The sequence below is a fragment of the Acinetobacter qingfengensis genome, from assembly GCF_008693185.1.
GTDB classification, from domain to species: domain Bacteria; phylum Pseudomonadota; class Gammaproteobacteria; order Pseudomonadales; family Moraxellaceae; genus Acinetobacter; species Acinetobacter qingfengensis.
Window position 1 is genome coordinate 63,474 of record NZ_VXKN01000012.1, and the last position, 19,058, is coordinate 82,531.

Annotated in this window: 15 protein-coding genes; 14 read left to right on the plus strand and 1 reads right to left on the minus strand. The window is 40.6% G+C overall.

All coding sequences use genetic code 11. The features are described 5' to 3' along the window. Positions 1-178 precede the first annotated feature (178 nt). The 7 genes from murG to lpxC all read left to right on the plus strand — a co-directional run bounded on the left by murG (position 179) and on the right by lpxC (position 8,247). Positions 179-1,279 carry an undecaprenyldiphospho-muramoylpentapeptide beta-N-acetylglucosaminyltransferase gene (gene murG, locus F4V57_RS13330; protein ID WP_264754226.1) on the plus strand — a complete coding sequence of 367 codons (1,101 nt, stop codon included), beginning with the start codon at positions 179-181 and terminating at the stop codon, positions 1,277-1,279. Between the two features lie 14 nt (positions 1,280-1,293). Further along, positions 1,294-2,748: a UDP-N-acetylmuramate--L-alanine ligase gene (gene murC, locus F4V57_RS13335; protein ID WP_070071084.1), complete on the plus strand. Its 1,455-nt coding sequence runs from the start codon at positions 1,294-1,296 to the stop codon at positions 2,746-2,748. 41 nt (positions 2,749-2,789) lie between these two features. Beyond that, positions 2,790-3,701 (plus strand): D-alanine--D-alanine ligase, encoded by a 912-nt coding sequence (locus F4V57_RS13340; protein ID WP_227515728.1) that lies wholly within the window; start codon positions 2,790-2,792, stop codon positions 3,699-3,701. Positions 3,702-3,713: 12 nt separating this feature from the next. Then, the gene (locus tag F4V57_RS13345) at positions 3,714-4,565 is read left to right on the plus strand and encodes a cell division protein FtsQ/DivIB (RefSeq protein ID WP_070071082.1); all 852 of its coding nucleotides are present in this window, start codon (positions 3,714-3,716) and stop codon (positions 4,563-4,565) included. Positions 4,566-4,631: 66 nt separating this feature from the next. After that, a complete protein-coding gene (ftsA, locus tag F4V57_RS13350; protein WP_070071081.1) occupies positions 4,632-5,894 on the plus strand; it encodes a cell division protein FtsA in 1,263 nt (420 codons plus the stop codon). A gap of 149 nt (positions 5,895-6,043) precedes the next feature. Next, positions 6,044-7,237 (plus strand): cell division protein FtsZ, encoded by a 1,194-nt coding sequence (gene ftsZ / locus F4V57_RS13355; RefSeq protein ID WP_070071080.1) that lies wholly within the window; start codon positions 6,044-6,046, stop codon positions 7,235-7,237. 110 nt (positions 7,238-7,347) lie between these two features. After that, positions 7,348-8,247, plus strand: a complete 900-nt coding sequence (lpxC, locus tag F4V57_RS13360; protein WP_070071079.1) for a UDP-3-O-acyl-N-acetylglucosamine deacetylase — start codon at positions 7,348-7,350, stop codon at positions 8,245-8,247. A gap of 99 nt (positions 8,248-8,346) precedes the next feature. Here lpxC and F4V57_RS13365 read toward each other — a convergent pair whose 3' ends face one another. After that, positions 8,347-8,805, minus strand: a complete 459-nt coding sequence (locus tag F4V57_RS13365; protein ID WP_070071078.1) for a hypothetical protein — start codon at positions 8,803-8,805, stop codon at positions 8,347-8,349. 95 nt (positions 8,806-8,900) lie between these two features. Between F4V57_RS13365 and F4V57_RS13370 the strand changes: the two genes are divergently transcribed. The 7 genes from F4V57_RS13370 (at position 8,901) to pdxH (ending at position 19,055) form a co-directional block, all read left to right on the plus strand. Then, positions 8,901-9,509: a M23 family metallopeptidase gene (locus F4V57_RS13370; RefSeq protein ID WP_070071077.1), complete on the plus strand. Its 609-nt coding sequence runs from the start codon at positions 8,901-8,903 to the stop codon at positions 9,507-9,509. Between the two features lie 347 nt (positions 9,510-9,856). Continuing rightward, positions 9,857-12,574, plus strand: a complete 2,718-nt coding sequence (aceE, locus tag F4V57_RS13375) for a pyruvate dehydrogenase (acetyl-transferring), homodimeric type (RefSeq protein ID WP_070071076.1) — start codon at positions 9,857-9,859, stop codon at positions 12,572-12,574. A gap of 2 nt (positions 12,575-12,576) precedes the next feature. Further along, entirely contained in the window at positions 12,577-14,232 is a 1,656-nt protein-coding gene (locus tag F4V57_RS13380) for a 2-oxo acid dehydrogenase subunit E2 (RefSeq protein WP_070071075.1), read from the plus strand. 248 nt (positions 14,233-14,480) lie between these two features. Next, positions 14,481-15,278 carry an oxygen-binding di-iron domain-containing protein gene (locus F4V57_RS13385; protein ID WP_070071074.1) on the plus strand — a complete coding sequence of 266 codons (798 nt, stop codon included), beginning with the start codon at positions 14,481-14,483 and terminating at the stop codon, positions 15,276-15,278. A 187-nt stretch (positions 15,279-15,465) separates the two neighbouring features. Next, positions 15,466-16,932: an IMP dehydrogenase gene (gene guaB / locus F4V57_RS13390; RefSeq protein WP_070071073.1), complete on the plus strand. Its 1,467-nt coding sequence runs from the start codon at positions 15,466-15,468 to the stop codon at positions 16,930-16,932. 99 nt (positions 16,933-17,031) lie between these two features. Next, positions 17,032-18,369 (plus strand): phosphoglucosamine mutase, encoded by a 1,338-nt coding sequence (gene glmM / locus F4V57_RS13395; RefSeq protein WP_070071072.1) that lies wholly within the window; start codon positions 17,032-17,034, stop codon positions 18,367-18,369. Positions 18,370-18,398: 29 nt separating this feature from the next. Further along, positions 18,399-19,055: a pyridoxamine 5'-phosphate oxidase gene (gene pdxH, locus F4V57_RS13400; RefSeq protein WP_070071071.1), complete on the plus strand. Its 657-nt coding sequence runs from the start codon at positions 18,399-18,401 to the stop codon at positions 19,053-19,055. Positions 19,056-19,058: the final 3 nt, after the last annotated feature.

The following is a 19,058-nucleotide window of genomic DNA, read 5'->3' on the forward strand; positions in this document are numbered from 1 at the left end:
TCTATGTTTGTATTAAACCCGATGGTTTATTGATTTTTAGCACTGAATTTTGATATTTTCCGAATTTTAGTAAATTAATGATGAGATATATCCTTCGCAACGAAAATTTACTTGCGTTGCGGTAGTTTAGCTTTAAAATATTTTCATTGATAAGAAACCTATTTAGTTTTGATAAACTGTGACAAATACGACAACACACTCCCGACATATCCTGATGATGGCTGCTGGTACAGGCGGCCATGTTTTTCCAGCATTGGCTGTGGCAAAAGAGCTACAACGCAGAGGGCATCAGGTGTCATGGTTGGCTACACCATCAGGTATGGAAAATCGTTTATTACAGCAATACGATATTCCGATTTATCAGATTGATATTCAGGGTGTGCGAGGTAATGGCGTTATACGTAAATTATTGGCACCTTTTAAAATTCTAAAAGCCATGCTTGCCGCAATGCAAATTATGAAGGCACAAAAAATTGATGCTGTGGTTGGATTTGGTGGTTATGTTGCAGGTCCGGGAGGACTAGCTGCTCGTTTGTCTGGTATTCCTGTGTTGATTCATGAACAAAATGCTGTGGCAGGATTTACTAATAAACAACTGGCGCGTATAGCCAAGACGATTTGTCAGGCTTTTCCAAAAACTTTCCCAGAAACGAAGAATCTGGTCACCACGGGTAATCCAGTACGTCAGGAAATTTGTGAAACACTTTCACCAAAATGGCGTTATGAGCAACGTGAAACAGCACAGCAACCTTTGAAGATATTAATTGTTGGTGGGTCGTTGGGAGCACAAGCCTTGAATGAGCGTATTCCTACGGCACTGGCTGCTTTAAATTTGCCAATTCAGGTTTACCATCAGTGTGGTCAACAACAATTGGATGCAACGCAGCAGCGTTATCGGGATGCTAAAAAAGTAGATGGTTTTACAGTTGAAGTGGTGCCTTTTATTGAAAATATGGCACAAGCTTACAGCGATGCGGATTTAATCATTTGCCGGGCAGGTGCTTTAACGGTAACAGAAGTTGCAACCGCAGGTTTGGCTGCTATTTTTATTCCATTGCCAAGTGCAGTAGATGATCACCAAACTGCTAATGCACATTATCTGGCAGACGTTGGAGCAGCAAAAATTTGCCCTCAGGAAACATTAATTTCTATACATTTGACTGAATTGCTCATCCCTTTAATGTCAAGAAACGTATTATCTGATATGGCGATTAAAGCCCGTCAACAGGCACAAACACAAGCTACAGCACACGTTGCTGATTTAGTAGAAGCTTTATAAATTAGAGTATCCTTATGTCACCAAATCATATTTCCGACAAACAAGCAAAACAGCTGATCAAAATTCCAGAAATGCGTCGAATCAAACAGATTCATTTTGTCGGTATTGGTGGAGCCGGGATGTGTGGAATTGCCGAAGTTCTTAAAAATCAGGGTTATTGTGTTTCTGGTTCGGATATTAAAGCATCTAAAACAACGGCACAACTTGAGGATAACGGAATTCAGGTTTTTATTGGTCATGATGCCAGCAATATCGAGGGTGCTAATGTATTGGTGGTATCAACGGCAATTGATCCTGAAAATCCTGAAGTTAAAGCTGCACTGGAAAAACGTATTCCTGTCGTGCGTCGTGCAGAAATGCTAGGTGAATTGATGCGTTATCGCCATGGCATTGCCGTTGCCGGTACACATGGTAAAACCACCACTACGAGTTTACTGACCTGTATGTTGGCTGAAGAAAATCTGGATCCTACTTATGTGATTGGTGGTTTGCTTAATCGTACAGGAGTTAATGCTGCGCTGGGCGCTAGTCGTTATATCGTGGCAGAAGCAGATGAATCAGATGCATCCTTTCTATATTTGGAGCCAATGGCAGCGATTGTCACCAATATCGATGCGGATCACATGGATACCTATGGTGGTAGTTTTGATACCTTAAAAGACACTTTTGTACAATTCTTACAAAAATTACCATTTTATGGTTTAGCGGTAGTATGTGGGGATGATGCCAATGTTCGGGAGATCATTCCTCGTATTGCTCGCCCGATTTTAACGTATGGTTTTAATGCGGATAATGATATTCGTGCCGTTGAAGTCGAACAGGATGGCATGCGTTCACACTTTACGGTATTACGTAAAGATTGTGAGCCATTACGTTTAACCATTAATCAACCGGGATTGCATAATATATTAAATGCGCTTGCAGCCATTGGTGTTGCAACGGATGAAGGTGTTTCTGACGCAGCAATTTTCCGTGCATTGGAAAGTTTTAGTGGTGTTGGACGACGGTTTCAGGTGCAGGGTGAGTATGCACTTGGTGAGGGCAATGTTAAGTTGGTCGATGATTATGGTCATCACCCTAAAGAAGTTGAAGCAACGATAAAAGCTGCCCGACAAAGTCATCCAGATCGCCGTTTGGTCATGTTATTTCAGCCACACCGTTTTTCGCGTACCCGGGATTGCTTTGATGATTTTGTGGAAGTGTTATCCAAGGTTGACGTACTTTTACTGATGGAAGTATACGCTGCGGGAGAAAAACCGATTGTGGGTGCAGACAGCCGCACATTGGCACGTAGTTTACGCTTGCGTGGTCAGGTCGAGCCAATAGTTGTCGATCCTGTAGATCGACAATTGCCAGAAGTTTTAAAGAATTTGTTACAACCCAATGATCTTTTGCTTACACAAGGCGCAGGTAATGTTGGTTCAGTTTCAGTAGAATTAGCCCAACATCAATTATATTTGAATGATTAATCATTCTTCTTTTTATGAATAAGGAAAACACCGTGACACAGGTGCAGGAAAAATTTGGAAAAGTTGCTGTTTTACTTGGTGGTAAATCGGCGGAACGTCAAGTGTCTTTAAACAGTGGACAGGCTGTACTCAACGCTTTATTGCGTAGTGGTGTTGATGCGGAGGCTTTTGATCCGTTGACCCGTAGTGTTACAGAGTTAAAAGACTATGATCGTGCATTTATTGTATTGCATGGTCGTGGTGGAGAGGATGGTCAGATTCAAGGTGTACTCGAATGGTTGAACGTGCCATACACTGGAACGGGTGTACAAGGTTCAGCCATTGGTATGGATAAAATTAAAACCAAACAAATTTGGCAGGGAAGTCATTTACCAACAGCACCATATCGTTTGGTTTCACCACAAAGTGATTTTGAGCAGGTTGCCCAGGATTTGGGTTTACCAGTGATTATCAAGCCTGTACATGAAGGCTCCAGCATTGGTATGAGCAAAGTTGAGAAAATAGAAGATTTTGCTACAGCCTTGTCTAAAGCAACGGTACATGATTCCATTGTTATGGCCGAAAAATGGATTACCGGACGTGAATTTACCATCATTATTTTGAATGGTCAGGCTTTACCGGTGATTAGGCTTGAACCACCTAAAGACGTTGCATTTTATGATTATGAGTCCAAGTACAACCGAAATGATACCACTTATGGCATTCCTTGTGGTCTGAATGCTCAGGAAGAAAAACAATTACAGGAATTATGTTTGCAGGCATTTAAAGCAGTGGGTGCCTCAGGTTGGGGGCGTATTGATGCCATGCAGGATGATCAAGGAAATTTCTGGTTATTGGAAGTCAATACTGTACCTGGAATGACAGATCATTCACTAGTACCTAAAGCAGCACAGGCAGTTGGAATTAACTTTGATCAACTGTGTTTAACAATTTTAGAACAAACCCTGAATTAAGACTTATTTAATATGGCACAACTTCCAGCCTCAATGCGTCGTCGAAAACCTGCGACCACGTCTATTCATGAGAAACAACCTCAACTGACGGATAAGTTATTGGGCTGGGGCAGCTGGTTATTGTTGTTTTTAGCATGTCTGGTGCTGATTTTTGGTGCTTATGTGTTATATCAACGTATGGTGCAGGCAAAAATAGCAAAAGTTGAAGTATTGGGTGTATCTGCCAATGAACGCAAAATTTTGACGAATTATGTGAATGATCAAACTCAAGGTGGATATTTTACTACGGATTTGGAGCAAATTCGTGATCGTGCGCTGACTTTATCCTGGGTCGATCGGGTGGTTGTTTCCCGGGCATGGCCGGATTCAGTTGTATTACGGGTGATTCCTCGCCATGCGATTGCTCGTTGGGGTACAGGTCGGCTGTTGAGTGATGATGGTGTGGTTTTTCAACCTGTTGATCCAGTAGCTACGGCGAAATTACCATTGTTACATGGGCCGCAATCTCAGGCACGAATGATGATGAATAAATATCGGGATATTAATCAGATGTTTGCTCCAATGAAAATTCATCTTAAAGAATTGTATCTCACAGAACGTATGACATGGTTCATGCAATTTGATAATGGTATGCGTGTGATTGTGGATCAAGATCAAACCATGAGTAAGTTACAACGCTTAAGTCAGATAGCCAGTTCTGACTTAAACACAGTGTGGGGACAAATTGCAGCCATTGATTTACGTTACAGAAATGGTTTAGCAATTCAATGGAAGGATGCTCAGGCACCAAAAATTGTGGATGGTCATTTTGTTTTAACAAATAGTGAAACAGCAGTTGCGACACCTGCAACAGTCACTCCATAATATGAAGGGCGATGAAGTTAACAAAAACGGCATTTAAATATCAACAAAATAGTATGGTAATGAGTAATGAGTGAAGTTGTTCCATCGGTTGTGGCAATTGATATTGGAACACACAAAGTATCGGTGTTGATCGGTAAAGTGCATGCGCCGGATAAAATTGAAGTTGTCGGCATGGCTTATGCACGTAACCGAGGCATGAATAAAGGCAAAATTATTAGCCTTGATAAAGTTGTGTCTGCTATTAAAAATGCTGTACAGGCTGCTGAAGATATGGCGGAATGTCGTATCCATAGTGCCTGGGTAGCGATACCAAGTGCTGAATTACACAGTAGCTATGCCGCAGGTCGCACCCCTATTTTAAATAGTGATCAAACCATTACTACCAGTGAACTGGTTCGGGCACTGGAACTTGCTAAAGCCAGCCATGTTGCCTCAGATTATTATTTGGCCAGTGCTGTGCCTATCGGTTTTCAGGTTGATGATAGCGATGAATGGGTACAGAACCCGATCGGGATGTCTGGGCACACTGTAACTGGGCATTATCAACTGATGATGTTGCCTATCAGTACCATGCAAAATCTGGATAAAGCCCTAAAAAATGCAGGTATTGGAGTAGAAAAACTGGTTTTATCGCCACTAGCCAATGCAGAAGCAAGTTTATTAAAAGATGAAAAAGAATATGGCGTATGCTTGATCGATATTGGCGCTGGTACAACGAATATCACGGTATACCTTGAAGGTCGTCTGGCTATGGCCAGTACCATTCAGTTAGGTGGTGAACATGTAACACGCGATATTGCCGCTGTACTACAAACTACAACAGAAGAAGCAGAACGCCTAAAAACACTCCATGGTTGTGTAGATCATCAAGCCATTAAACCAGATCAAATGATACAGGTACAAGGTATAGATGGTCCTCAAACCATTAGCCGTATTGAGCTTGCAGATATTATTGTGGCACGTTACGAAGAAATTTTTGACTGTATTCGTCAGGAAATCGAAAATAGCAATTTACTTTCGGGTTTATATCACGGTGTTGTGCTAACAGGTGATGCCTGTCAGATTGAGGGTGCCATTAATTTGGCTCGTCGTAAACTTAGTGTCACCGCACATCTTGGTAATCCACCTTTACAAGTGTATGCTAAAGATGAGATGTTGCCAGCTTTACGTCGTTCGCTTTACGCAACGGCAAGTGGTTTATTGATGTTTAGCCAGAGTGAATTACAGCAAACAGTCACACAACCTGAAGATGAGCAAGCAAGTTCAGCTTGGCAGCGTATTGTTGATAGTTGTAACAATGCACTTAACAAGTTGAAGAATATGTTTTAGGTAAGAATGCATTGCAATGTTTTTTGTTTGTAATAATCAGTGATCTGGTTATTACAAATCAAAGCAGCCATGTTAAGATTTACAAACGAAAATTTAAGCAGTATGCGGGCTTTAGAGGCTGCTAATCACTTTTTTGGAAGTCGGAAGGTATGACTACAAATACATTCACATTGTTAGATGACGAAGTAATGGATAATAACGGACAGGCCCGTTTCACAGTTTTTGGTGTTGGCGGTGGAGGCGGTAACGCCGTGCAAAACATGGTAGAACAAAAAATTCACGGTGTGAAATTTGTATGTGCCAATACCGATAAGCAAGCTCTGGATCGCATGTCTGCACCGAATAAAGTGCAACTGGGTGAACAATGTACCCGTGGTTTGGGTGCTGGTGCCAATCCTGAAGTGGGTCGTGCAGCAGCAGAAGAAACCCGTGAAACCATTCGCCAGCACCTTGAAGGCACAGATATGGTTTTTGTCACTGCGGGTATGGGCGGTGGAACTGGAACTGGTGCCGCACCTGTTGTTGCAGAAGTTGCAAAAGAGATGGGAATTTTAACGGTTGGTGTCGTGACAACACCGTTTGAATTTGAAGGTCGTCGCCGTATCAAATCGGCTGAACAAGGCATTGAAAATCTGGAGCAATATGTTGACTCTTTAATCATCATTCCAAATGAGCGTCTGCTCGAAGTGTATGGTGATATTTCGATGAAAGATGCTTACAAAAAAGCTGATGATGTATTACTTAATGCAGTTCGTAGTATCTTTGACCTTGTTGTAAATCCAGGTTTAATCAACCTTGATTTTGCTGACTTAAAAACAGCTATGAGTACACGTGGTTATGCCATGATGGGTACCGGAACAGGTCGTGGAGAACAGCGTGCTGAACAAGCTGCTGAAATGGCAATTCGCAGTCCACTGCTAGATAAAGTTAATATTAAAAATGCGAAAGGCGTATTGCTCAACATCACTGGTGGTGAAGATTTAACCTTAAAAGAAGTTAAAACGATTGCCAATATTGTTGGGCAAATTGTTGATGAAGATGAAGTACAATTTTTCTATGGTACAGCAATTGACACTGATGTTCGTGATGAAATTCGAGTGACAGTTGTTGCAACCGGATTAACTCGTAATTCTGATCCAGTGCCACAACAACAGGTAAGAAGTACAGTCACAAATCCAGTAACAGCAGCACAAAATACTTCTGTTGATGCAGATGATGTACCGGCCATTGCCCGTCAACAAGGTGCAGGATTAGATCAAAATAAATCTGCAAACTCAGGTTCCAGTCCTCGACCATCTCCAATGAGTATTCAGGATTATCTAAAAAATCAACAACGTAAATAGCATTGTTGAGATTGAATGGAAAGGATAGTTATCGAGTATAATTATCCTTTCTGTTTTTTTATCGCCTATTTTGTGCTAACGTATTACAAACTCTAAATTTGTAAGCAAATATGTTGAAACAGCGAACAATCAAGCAAGCGGTTCGTGCCAGTGGTATTGGATTGCACAGTGGTAAAAAAGTCAGGATAAACTTTTTGCCTCATGACTGTGATGGTGGCATTGTTTTTAGACGTATTGATTTACATCCTCCAGTAGAAATTCCTGCACAAGCTATGCTGATTCAGGAAGCCTTTATGTGTTCCAATCTGGTTCAGGGCGATGTTAAAGTGGGCACGATTGAACATCTCATGAGTGCAATTGCTGGTTTGGGAATTGATAATCTACTGGTTGAAGTCGATGCTGCTGAATTGCCCATTATGGATGGCAGTGCTGGACCATTTCTATATTTATTATTACAGGGTGAATTACAAGAACAAGAGGCACCAAAAAAATTTATTAAAATTAAGCAAGCTGTACAAGCAACAATCGCCGACAAAACAGCAAGTTTTGTTCCTTTTGATGGATTTGAACTGAATTTTACCATTGATTTTGATCATCCTGCTTTTGATAAAGCACATCAATCCACATCAATTTTATTTTCCACTGCAAACTTTGCTGAACAAGTGAGTGAAGCACGTACTTTTGGATTTATGAAAGATCTGGAGTATTTACAAGCCAATAATCTGGCTTTAGGTGCAAATTTGGATAACGCAATTGGTCTGGATGAGCATGGCGTTGTCAATGAAGAAGGTTTGCGATTTGCAGATGAGTTTGTGCGACACAAAGTTCTGGATGCGATTGGTGATTTATATTTATTGGGACATCAAATTATTGCCAAATTTACAGCCTTTAAATCTGGACATGCCCTTAATAACCAACTTCTACGTACGGTTTTGGACAATCCAGAAAACTATGAAATTGTAACTTTTTATGACGATAATTCCTGTCCGATTAAATACGTATCAGTTTAGAAATTTAGACTAAGTTACTGTCTTTTAAAAAATAACGTTATAGTGTAACAATAATGAAAGCCTTTAATCCTGAGGGCTTTGCCACTTTTAGCTTAATATTTACTCCACTTTTATGTTATCGGGGCTTGCCAAACGTAGTAAAGCTTGGCTAAGCTTGGCATCGTTCACCAGTGAGGCAGCCTGACGTAACGCTTGTTGAGTTTCGTTTGACAATGTTTTACTTCGTGTATATTTTTTGCTAGTAGGTTTGTCGGGAGTTTTCAGGATAACCTGAATTCGTTCTAATCCTTCTAGCGATGGGATAGTTTTAAATTTCTGTATAAATTGGTTATGCAGGTAACGTACCTGACTAATCAATGCCTGATTATCACCAGTAATGGTTAATAAACCATTTTGATAATAAACCACTTGCCATTGCCCTTGGGGTGGTAAGTGAGATTGAATAATTTGTGTAAGTTTTTGCCAGTTGGCGACTTGCGATTGAAGAAATGAAAAGTTTCCTAAACGTTGTGATGACACCTGATTCAGTTCAGTGAAACAGATTTTAGGCGAACGCATACGTGCTTCCACAAAGTTAGACATGTATATAGTTAGTCATGAAGCTGAATAGAAAGCAAGTGTATATAACGTTTAGGAAATTAGAGGCTTTGTTTATGCGTTTTTACCAGTTATTAATTGCGTTGTGTGCCAGCACGGCAATGTCATCAAGCTTTGCAGACATTCAGAGAACTTATATTTCCGCAGGTTCTTCAGAAGATCGTTTAGAGCAGTTATCTCAGACTTTAAGTAAAAATAATACTGAAGAATCCGTTGAATTTACCAATGCATCATTTAGTCACGGTAAAAACTCAAGTTCTAGTGCGCTAGGTTCATGGTTAACTGCCCATCCGATCAAAAATGCCCGTGTTTCATCAACATGGGGGAATCGCACTTTATTGGGTAGTACACGTCATCACTCCGGTGTGGATCTGGCTGCACCATCAGGTACACCTATTTATGCGACTGGTCCTGGCATAGTAACCAAATCTGGTTGGGGTACAGGCTATGGTAACTATGTAGAAATCGATCATGGTAATGGTTATGTGACTCGTTATGCACATGCTTCTCGCTTGGGTGTGCGTGTTGGTGAGCGTGTTTCTGCAGGTCAGATGATCGCCAATGTTGGTTGTACAGGCCGTTGCACAGGACCACATTTACATTTTGAAGTGGTTAAGAATGGACAACGCCAAAATCCTTCAACTTATCTTGCAATGTTACCTTAATGGTTGATAAAAAATCTCTATTACAAAAAATCACCCAAATTTAGGGTGATTTTTTATGTAAATATTTTATTTTTTGAATACGAAATCATTTTATATCATGCAATAAAATAATCATCGACCAGATCGGCATATTCAGGAAAACCTGATATAAAAAAATATGATGATTTTTGCTTAAAAAATAATCTAATTGACTGTTTTTTTGTATTGTTATGTAAAATGTAAACTTTTATCATTTTTTTAAAAAATAATGTCTTTATTCTGTATTCATTTTCATGTCTAACGCTCATGGGGCAAGACGTGATACAAATATACATTAACTATGGATATAGCAAATAAGGTGATAAGAGATGGCTTTTTATGGAGATACAGATGCTCTGGAAACACAAGAATGGCAGGAAGCATTTGATTCTGTAATTGAACATATTGGAACGGAACGAGCAGCTTTTCTATTACAAACATTATATCAGCGTGCAATTTCTAAGCATGTACCAATTCAGCGATTAAATACACCTTATTTGAACACTGTTCCTGTAGATGAAGAGCCTGCTATGCCGGGTGATCAGGATATGGAGCGCCGTATTCGTGCGTTAATTCGCTGGAATGCTTTAGCGATGGTATTACGTGCTAATAAAACTGGTGATGACCTTGGTGGTCACTTGGCAAGTTTTGCTTCTTCAGCAACATTATATGATGTAGGGTTTAACCATTTCTTCCGTGCAGCCAGTAATCATTTTGGCGGCGATATGATTTATTATCAAGGTCATTGTGCGCCGGGGATTTATGCGCGCTCTTTTCTGGAAGGTCGTTTAACCGAAGATCAACTGAATAATTTTCGTCGTGAAGTGAATGGAAACGGCTTACCAAGCTATCCGCACCCTTATTTGATGCCAGATTATTGGCAATTCCCAACAGTATCTATGGGTCTTGGTCCAATTATGTCGATTTATCAGGCACATATTCAAAAATATCTGATGAATCGTGGTTTGATTAAGGAAGAAGATCGTAAAGTCTGGGCATATCTTGGTGATGGTGAAATGGATGAGCCAGAAAGTCTGGGAGCTATTTCACTCGCTGGCCGTGAAAAGCTGGATAATCTGATTTGGGTGGTGAACTGTAACTTACAACGTCTGGATGGTCCGGTGCGTGGTAATGGTAAAATCATTCAGGAGCTTGAATCTTTATTTCGTGGTGCAGGCTGGCGCGTGATTAAAGTGGTTTGGGGACGTCATTGGGATCCTTTATTGGCAAAAGACAAATCCGGTGCACTCAAAGCACGTATGGAAGAGGCCGTTGATGGTGATTTTCAGCGTTATCAAGTGAAAGGTGGCGGTTATGCCCGTGAGCATTTCTTTGGTAAATATCCTGAGTCAGAAGAGTTGGTTAAACATTTAAGTGATGATGATATTGATGCATTGAATCGTGGTGGTCATGATCCATATAAAGTTTATGCTGCTTATGCCGCAGCAATGCAAAGTACAGAACAACCTACAGTGATTTTGGCAAAAACCGTAAAAGGTTATGGTTTATCTGATGAAATTGAAGCAGTAAACAAAACCCATCAGATCAAAAAAATGCAAATTGAATCATTAAAATACGTGCGTAACCGTTTTAATTTGCCATTTAATGATGAGCAACTTGAAGAGTTGCCATTTTATCGTCCAGCAGAAAATTCACCTGAACTGAAATATTTGAAAGCTCGCCGTGAATCTCTGGGGGGTTATCTTCCTGCACGTCGTAAAGAAAGTATTGCTTTACAAATTCCTGAATTATCAGCTTTTGATAGTGTACTTGTGGGTAGTGGTACCAAAGAACAATCTACGACTATGGTCATGGTACGCTTAATTTCGGCATTATTAAAAGATAAGGCGCTTAAAGACCATGTTGTTCCAATTGTACCTGATGAGGCACGTACATTTGGTTTGGAAGGTATGTTCCGTCAGTTAGGTATTTATGCTGCACATGGCCAAAAATATATTCCTGAAGATAATGAACAGCTAATGAATTATCGTGAAGCCAAAGATGGCCACATGCTACAGGAAGGGATTAATGAAGCTGGAGCAATGAGTGCATGGGCAGCGTTAGGTACGAGTTATTCAACCAATAACTTGCCAATGATTCCAATGTATATGTACTATTCAATGTTTGGTTTCCAGCGTATCGGTGATATTGCATGGGCAGCAGGTGATGCACAGGCACAGGGCTTTCTGTTCGGTGCAACAGCAGGACGTACCACATTGAACGGTGAAGGTTTACAACATCAGGATGGACATTCACATATTCTTGCAGGCACAATTCCAAACTGCGTATCTTATGATCCATGCTTTGGTTACGAACTTGCGATTATTATTCATGATGGCTTACAACGTATGTATGTCAATCAGGAACGGGTATTTTATTATCTCACTCTCATGAACGAAAACTATACCCATCCTGAAATGCCACAAGGTGTTGAAGACGGTATTAAAAAAGGCATGTACTTGTTTGAACAGGATGAAAAAGCCACTGTTCAACTGCTGGGTTCAGGTGTAATTCTGCGCGAAGTGATCAAAGCAGCTAAAATCTTGCGTGATGAATATCAAATCCATGCCAATGTCTGGTCAGTGACCAGCTATAATGAACTGGCGCGTGATGGTATGGCATGCGAAGAATATAATCGTAAACATCCTCTTGCTGAAGAAGCCAAAGAATCTTGGGTATCACAGCAATTACGTGAACATGAGGGTATCGTTGTTTCTGCAACAGATCATATTCGTTTATATAGTGAACAAATTCGGGCATATCTACCGGAAGGTCGTCCGTTTGTGGCATTGGGAACAGATGGTTATGGCCGCTCAGATACTCGTGAAAACCTGCGTAGTTACTTTGAAGTCGATGCTGCCAACATTGTTGTTGCAACATTGAAAAAATTATCAGATGAAGGCGAAGTGGATGCACGTCTGGTGAAAGATGCCATTTCTAGTTTTGAGCTGGATATTGATCGTCCGTTGCCATGGAAACCACAAGCACATGCGGAAGTACAGGCAGTTGCAGAATACGTTGAAAATACTTCAGGAGAGGAGAAATAATCATGCAAATTACAACTCCTGATATTGGTGTAGATAAGGCTGTTGTTGCAGAAATTCTAGTGAAGGTGGGTGATCATATTGCTGAGAATGATAGTATTGTTCTCTTGGAATCGGATAAAGCTTCAGTAGAAGTTCCTAGTTCTGCCAGTGGTATAGTTAAAGCGATTTTAGTTAATTTGGGTGATGACGTTAAAGAAGGGATCGCATTAATTGAACTTGAGAGCGAAGGTGCAGTACAAACTGCGTCTGAAGCTCCAGCCAATGAAACTACAGCAGAAAAAGTTAGTTCTGAATCTATTCAGGACACGGTATCAGAATCTGAACCAGAGACTGCCATTGCAGCAGCCACAGAAAGTGCAGAAATAGAGGTTAAAGTTCCTGATATCGGTGTTGAAAAAGCACTTGTAGCAGAAATCTTGGTGAATGTTGGTGATCAGATTGATGTTGAACAAAGTGTTGTTCTGGTTGAGTCAGATAAAGCATCTGTAGAAGTCCCTAGTCCGGTTGCAGGAGAAGTTTTATCTATTGCTGTTAAAGCGGGTGATAGTGTAAAAGAGGGCGTATTACTTCTTACAGTGAAATCGACTACAGCAGCAAAAAGTCAGGCAGCACCTGCCAAAGCAGAAGCGTTAACCCAGACGCCAGTTGCAGAGAAAAAACAAGTCCCTGCACAACCACAATCTACTGCAGCACTCACAGCCAAAATGGATAGCATTGATAAACTGAATGACGAACAAAAAGCAGCTAATGCTAAAGTTTATGCTGGACCAGCTGTACGTCAATTAGCACGTGAATTGGGCGTGTTGCTTGCAGAGGTCAAAGCTTCTGGTGAACATGGTCGTATTGTAAAAGATGATGTATTTGCTTACGTAAAAACACGTTTAAACGCATCACAAAATACAACAAGTACCACAGTTGCGCCTGCTGCATCAGGTTTACCACCTTTACCTGATTTCAGTGCATTTGGTGGTGGTGAAATCAAAACAATGACACGCTTGCAACAAGTATCTGTTCCACAATTGTCATTAAATAACTTTATCCCGCAGGTCACACAATTTGATTTGGCAGATATTACCAACCTTGAGGCATGGCGAGGCGAACTTAAAGACGACTTTAAAAAGCAAGGTATTGGTTTAACCATTCTGGCTTTTATTGCCAAGGCGGTGGCACACTTACTTAAAGACGAGCCATATTTTGCTTCACATCTGGCAGATGATCAGAAATCAGTAGTGTTACGCAATGAGATTCACATGGGCATTGCAGTAGCGACACCGGATGGTTTAACAGTACCTGTATTGCGTAATCCGGATCAAAAATCCATTAAGCAAATTGCACAGGAGCTGGCAGAATTAAGCCAAAAAGCGCGTGATAAAAAATTGAGTCCAAAAGACTTACAAGGTGCAAACTTTACCATTACAAGTTTGGGCAGTATTGGTGGGACAGCATTTACGCCATTGGTAAACTGGCCACAAGTTGCCATTCTGGGAATTTCTCCAGCAACCATGCAGCCTGTTTGGAATGGTAAGGATTTTGATCCACGCTTAATGTTGCCGTTGTCTTTATCTTATGATCACCGAGTAATTAATGGTGCTGATGCTGCACGATTTACCCGAAAGTTGACCATATTACTGAAAGATATTCGTAATATCTTATTGTAATTACTCAGCATTTATTAAAATTATGTTATTGGTTTTTTGAATCAATTGTCAAGTTTAATTCATTGAGTGAATCAATATAAAGACTAGGTGGTTGATTCATATAAATAAAAAAAATGTATAATATCCTACTAATTTAGTAGGATATTTTTATTTATGAGAACTAAATCTCAAAACCTTTTTTACTCTATTGTATCTTTGTGTAAATCATCTTATTTTGACAAAAATTTCTTATTATTGCGTAAATACTTATGTCATTAGATCGAACATCTTCACGTGTTTTATATGACGACGGACATCATAAATGTATCGCCTTTACCAGTCTGGTAAAAGGGGAAGGTGTACAGGCAAATCAGTTTCTAATTATTGATGGAAAAAATGCAGCAGTACTGGATCCTGGTGGTGATTTGACTTATACCCCCTTGACACTGGAACTCAGCAAATATGTTCGTATTAATCAGTTGGATTATGTGATTGCTTCCCATCAGGATCCAGACATCATTACTTCAATGCCGCGCTGGCTGGTATATACGCAAGCCAAAGTTGTTGCATCTAAACTCTGGGCACGATTTCTACCACACTTAAATTCTGCATTCACCAGTGATCGTATTCAGGGTGGCTGGCTGGAACGTTTAATTGAATTACCGGATGAAGGTGGAATTATTCCTTTTGGTAATACAGTGATTAAGGCAGTTCCTGCTCACTTTTTGCATTCAGTTGGTAATTTCCAATTTTATGATCCGGTTTCAAAAATTTTGTTCTCTGGTGATATGGGTGCATCTATTGTTCATGATGCCAATGCTCCGATTATTGATTTTGAAGCACATACGCATAAAATGCGTGGATTTCATCAGCGTTATATGTGTTCTAACCGGATTATTCGGTTCTGGGTGAACATGGTGCGGGAAATGGATGTGGAAATGATTGTTCCACAACATGGCACACCATTTATTGGTAAAGAAATGATTGAGAATTTCTTGAACTGGATTGAGCGTTTGGAGTGCGGTATTGACCTATTTAACCAAAATTCCTATCGTTGTCCAGATTGAATTTAAAGGCTTTGGGGTGGGAGAATAGACGCTTTAAGCGTCTATTTTTTCTTATATTACCTAAAAAAACAATCATTGGTAAAAACATTAATAAAACCTAATACTAAAAATTTTAAATGAGGAAATAAATGCAATTTCATGTGAAATTTGTTTATAATAGCGCACGGAAATTACCAGTGAGATTGTTATGTTGACCATCGTTCAAGAAGCGTTAACCTTCGATGATGTCTTATTACTCCCTGCCTATTCAACAGTTCTTCCAAAAGATGTCTCCTTAAAGACACGCCTTACTCGTGGCATACAGTTAAACATTCCCTTAGTATCTGCTGCCATGGATACCGTAACCGAATCCCGTATGGCCATTGCAATGGCGCAAAATGGCGGTATTGGCATTTTGCATAAAAATATGGACATTGCAGCACAGGCGGCTGAAGTGCGCCGAGTGAAAAAATTTGAAGCCGGCATGGTTAAAGATCCAATTACGGTTTCGCCACAAACTACAGTACGTGAGTTGATCGACATTACTAAAGCGAACAACATCAGTGGTGTGCCTGTGGTTCAAGATGGTAAAGTTGTTGGTATCGTTACAGGTCGAGATACCCGTTTTGAAACCAATCTGGAGCAGCCGGTTAGTAACATCATGACGCCACAAGAGCGATTGGTGACAGTCAAAGAAGGCGAATCTAAAGAAAACATTCAGGCATTATTGCAAAAACACCGTATTGAAAAAGTATTGGTGGTGGATGATCAGCAAAATTTGAAAGGTTTAATTACTGTAACAGACTTTCGCAAAGCTGAGCTTTATCCAAACTCCTGCAAAGATGAGCTAGGTCGCTTGCGTGTTGGCGCAGCGGTGGGTACTGGTGCAGAAACACCAGCACGTGTAGAAGCACTGGTTGAAGCTGGTGCGGATGTCATTGTGGTGGACACAGCACATGGGCATTCGATGGGTGTCATTGAACGCGTACGCTGGGTAAAACAAAACTTTCCACAAGTTCAGGTCATTGGTGGCAATATTGCTACAGGTGATGCCGCACTTGCCTTACTTGATGCTGGTGCGGATGCAGTTAAAGTCGGTATTGGACCTGGATCGATTTGTACTACACGTATTGTTGCAGGAATCGGTGTTCCACAAATTTCTGCGATTGATAATGTTGCTCGAGCTTTAAAAGAACAAATTCCATTGATTGCTGATGGCGGTATTCGTTATTCAGGTGACATGGCCAAAGCGATTGCTGCTGGAGCATCAACCATCATGGTGGGTTCCTTAATGGCAGGTACTGAGGAAGCACCAGGTGAAGTGGAATTCTTCCAAGGACGTTACTACAAGGCCTACCGTGGTATGGGGTCATTGGGTGCTATGGCCGGTGCCAGTGGTTCAGCAGACCGATATTTTCAGGATGCCAAAGCTGGCGCTGAAAAACTGGTTCCAGAAGGTATTGAAGGTCGTGTACCTTATAAAGGTCCAATGGGTAATATCGTACATCAAATGATTGGTGGTTTACGTTCTTCAATGGGGTATACCGGATCTGCAACCATTGAAGATATGCGTCAAAATGCTCAGTTTGTTAAAATTACTTCGGCTGGCATGAAAGAATCGCATGTACACGATGTCACCATTACCAAAGAAGCACCAAATTACCGAGTAGGTTAAGTTTCTCAAAGATAAAAAAATTAAACAGCTATCCAATATGGATGGCTGTTTTTTATTGTAAAATGGTGTAATAACAACGCTTAAGATAAGAGAGAACAAATGAGTTATTTTGGTACAGATGGCATTCGTGGTAAATTTGGACAAATGCCGATAACACCAGAATTTGCTTTAAAACTGGGATTTGCCGCAGGTACAGTATTAAAACGGGCATTTCCAAAGAAGAAGCCAATTGTTGTATTAGGTAAAGATACCCGTTTATCTGGTTATATTCTGGAATCTGCTTTGCAGGCCGGACTGAACTCTGCTGGTGTCTATGTACATTTACTTGGGCCATTACCTACCCCTGCAATTGCACATCTTACCCGTGCGTTACATGCCAATGCAGGAATCGTCATTTCTGCATCACACAACCCTTATTTTGATAATGGCATTAAATTCTTTTCCAATGAAGGTAAGAAATTACCGGATGAATTACAGGATGCGATTAACGCAGAACTTGAAAAAGAGATTATTATTCAGGAACCTGATCAGTTGGGTAAAAGTGTACGTGTCAAAGATGCAGCGGGACGTTATATAGAATTCTGTAAATCAACTTTTCCATATCATTTAAACTTACAGGACTATACTATTGTCGTCGATTGTGCCAATGGCGCTGCTTATAGTGTTGGGCCGGCAGTATTTCGGGAATTAGGCGCCAGAGTCATCACGATTTATGATCAACCAAATGGTTTGAATATTAATGATGATTGTGGTTCGACACATCCTGAAAATTTACAAAAAGCTGTGATCAAGCATCAGGCAGACTTAGGTATTGCTTTTGATGGTGATGCAGATCGTGTCATGATGGTAGATCAACATGGTCATTTAATTGATGGTGACCATGTGCTTTATATTCTTGCAACACAAGCGACACAAAAACCAGTAGGTATTGCAGGCACCTTAATGAGCAATATGGCACTGGAACTGGCACTGGAAAAAGCTGGTATTGCATTTACTCGTGCCAAAGTCGGTGATCGTTATGTATTACAGGCACTGGAAGAAAATCAGTGGATCATAGGTGGTGAACCTTCCGGACATATTTTAACGTTAGATAAAAGTACTACAGGTGATGCAATTATCTCCGCTTTACAGGTACTACGTGTCATGGTTGAAAAACAGCAGGCATTACATCAACTGGTACAAGGCTTTAAACTTTTTCCGCAAGTATTGGAAAATGTCCGTCTTGAACACATGATTGATCCATTCTCAGATTCGGTGATGGTACAAGAGTTTGCAAAAGCTGAGCAGCAACTTAAAGGGCGTGGTCGATTATTAATTCGTAAATCAGGTACAGAACCTGTGATTCGGGTAATGGTTGAAGGCGATAACCTGAATGAGGTAAAACAATTGGCAAAACATCTGGCCAATGTCATTCGTCAGAATGCTGTAATTTCATAACATTATTAAATATTTATAGGGGTTAGCACATGAGTGATGTGATTAAGGATTTAAGTGAATTACGGTTAAGCTATCAACGTGCAGAACTGCATGAAGCGCAAGTTCATCCGCAGCCTCATGAGCAGTTCCTGACATGGTTTAATGCCGCATTGCAATGTGATTTGCATGAACCCTATGCCATGTATGTGGCCACTGCCAATGCACAAGGTGTACCACATGTTCGCACATTGTTATTACGTGGTGCCAGTGCGCAGGGTTATGATTTTTATAGCAACTATGACAGCTTAAAAGGCCATGATCTGGCCGAAAATCCACAAGCACAATTATTGTTTTATTGGGCTGAACTGGAACAACAGGTCAGAATTTCTGGTCGTATAGAAAAGATTTCTGTTGAAGAATCCACGGAGTATTATCAAAAACGTCCACATGATAGTCAGGTAGCTGCACATGTCAGTACACCACAAAGTGGTATGATTGATAGCCGTGAAAGTCTACAACAGCGTTTTAATGCGGCATTTGCTGAGTATCAGCACATGACTCAACTACCAAAACCGGAATTTTGGGGTGGCTATCGTTTGGTTCCAGAATATTATGAATTCTGGCAGGGACGTCCAAATCGATTGCATGATCGTTTAGCTTATATTCAACAAAATGGGCAATGGATTATTCAGAGGTTAATGCCTTAATTC

Bases quoted from the DNA above. Each gene is read 5' to 3' on its own strand.
- murC (WP_070071084.1), top strand. From the start codon at position 1,294: ATGTCACCAAATCATATTTCCGACAAACAAGCAAAACAGCTGATCAAA.
- F4V57_RS13345 (WP_070071082.1), top strand. From the start codon at position 3,714: ATGGCACAACTTCCAGCCTCAATGCGTCGTCGAAAACCTGCGACCACG.
- ftsA (WP_070071081.1), top strand. From the start codon at position 4,632: ATGAGTGAAGTTGTTCCATCGGTTGTGGCAATTGATATTGGAACACAC.
- ftsZ (WP_070071080.1), top strand. From the start codon at position 6,044: ATGACTACAAATACATTCACATTGTTAGATGACGAAGTAATGGATAAT.
- lpxC (WP_070071079.1), top strand. From the start codon at position 7,348: ATGTTGAAACAGCGAACAATCAAGCAAGCGGTTCGTGCCAGTGGTATT.
- F4V57_RS13365 (WP_070071078.1), bottom strand. From the start codon at position 8,805: ATGCGTTCGCCTAAAATCTGTTTCACTGAACTGAATCAGGTGTCATCA.
- F4V57_RS13370 (WP_070071077.1), top strand. From the start codon at position 8,901: ATGCGTTTTTACCAGTTATTAATTGCGTTGTGTGCCAGCACGGCAATG.
- aceE (WP_070071076.1), top strand. From the start codon at position 9,857: ATGGCTTTTTATGGAGATACAGATGCTCTGGAAACACAAGAATGGCAG.
- F4V57_RS13380 (WP_070071075.1), top strand. From the start codon at position 12,577: ATGCAAATTACAACTCCTGATATTGGTGTAGATAAGGCTGTTGTTGCA.
- F4V57_RS13385 (WP_070071074.1), top strand. From the start codon at position 14,481: ATGTCATTAGATCGAACATCTTCACGTGTTTTATATGACGACGGACAT.
- guaB (WP_070071073.1), top strand. From the start codon at position 15,466: ATGTTGACCATCGTTCAAGAAGCGTTAACCTTCGATGATGTCTTATTA.
- glmM (WP_070071072.1), top strand. From the start codon at position 17,032: ATGAGTTATTTTGGTACAGATGGCATTCGTGGTAAATTTGGACAAATG.
- pdxH (WP_070071071.1), top strand. From the start codon at position 18,399: ATGAGTGATGTGATTAAGGATTTAAGTGAATTACGGTTAAGCTATCAA.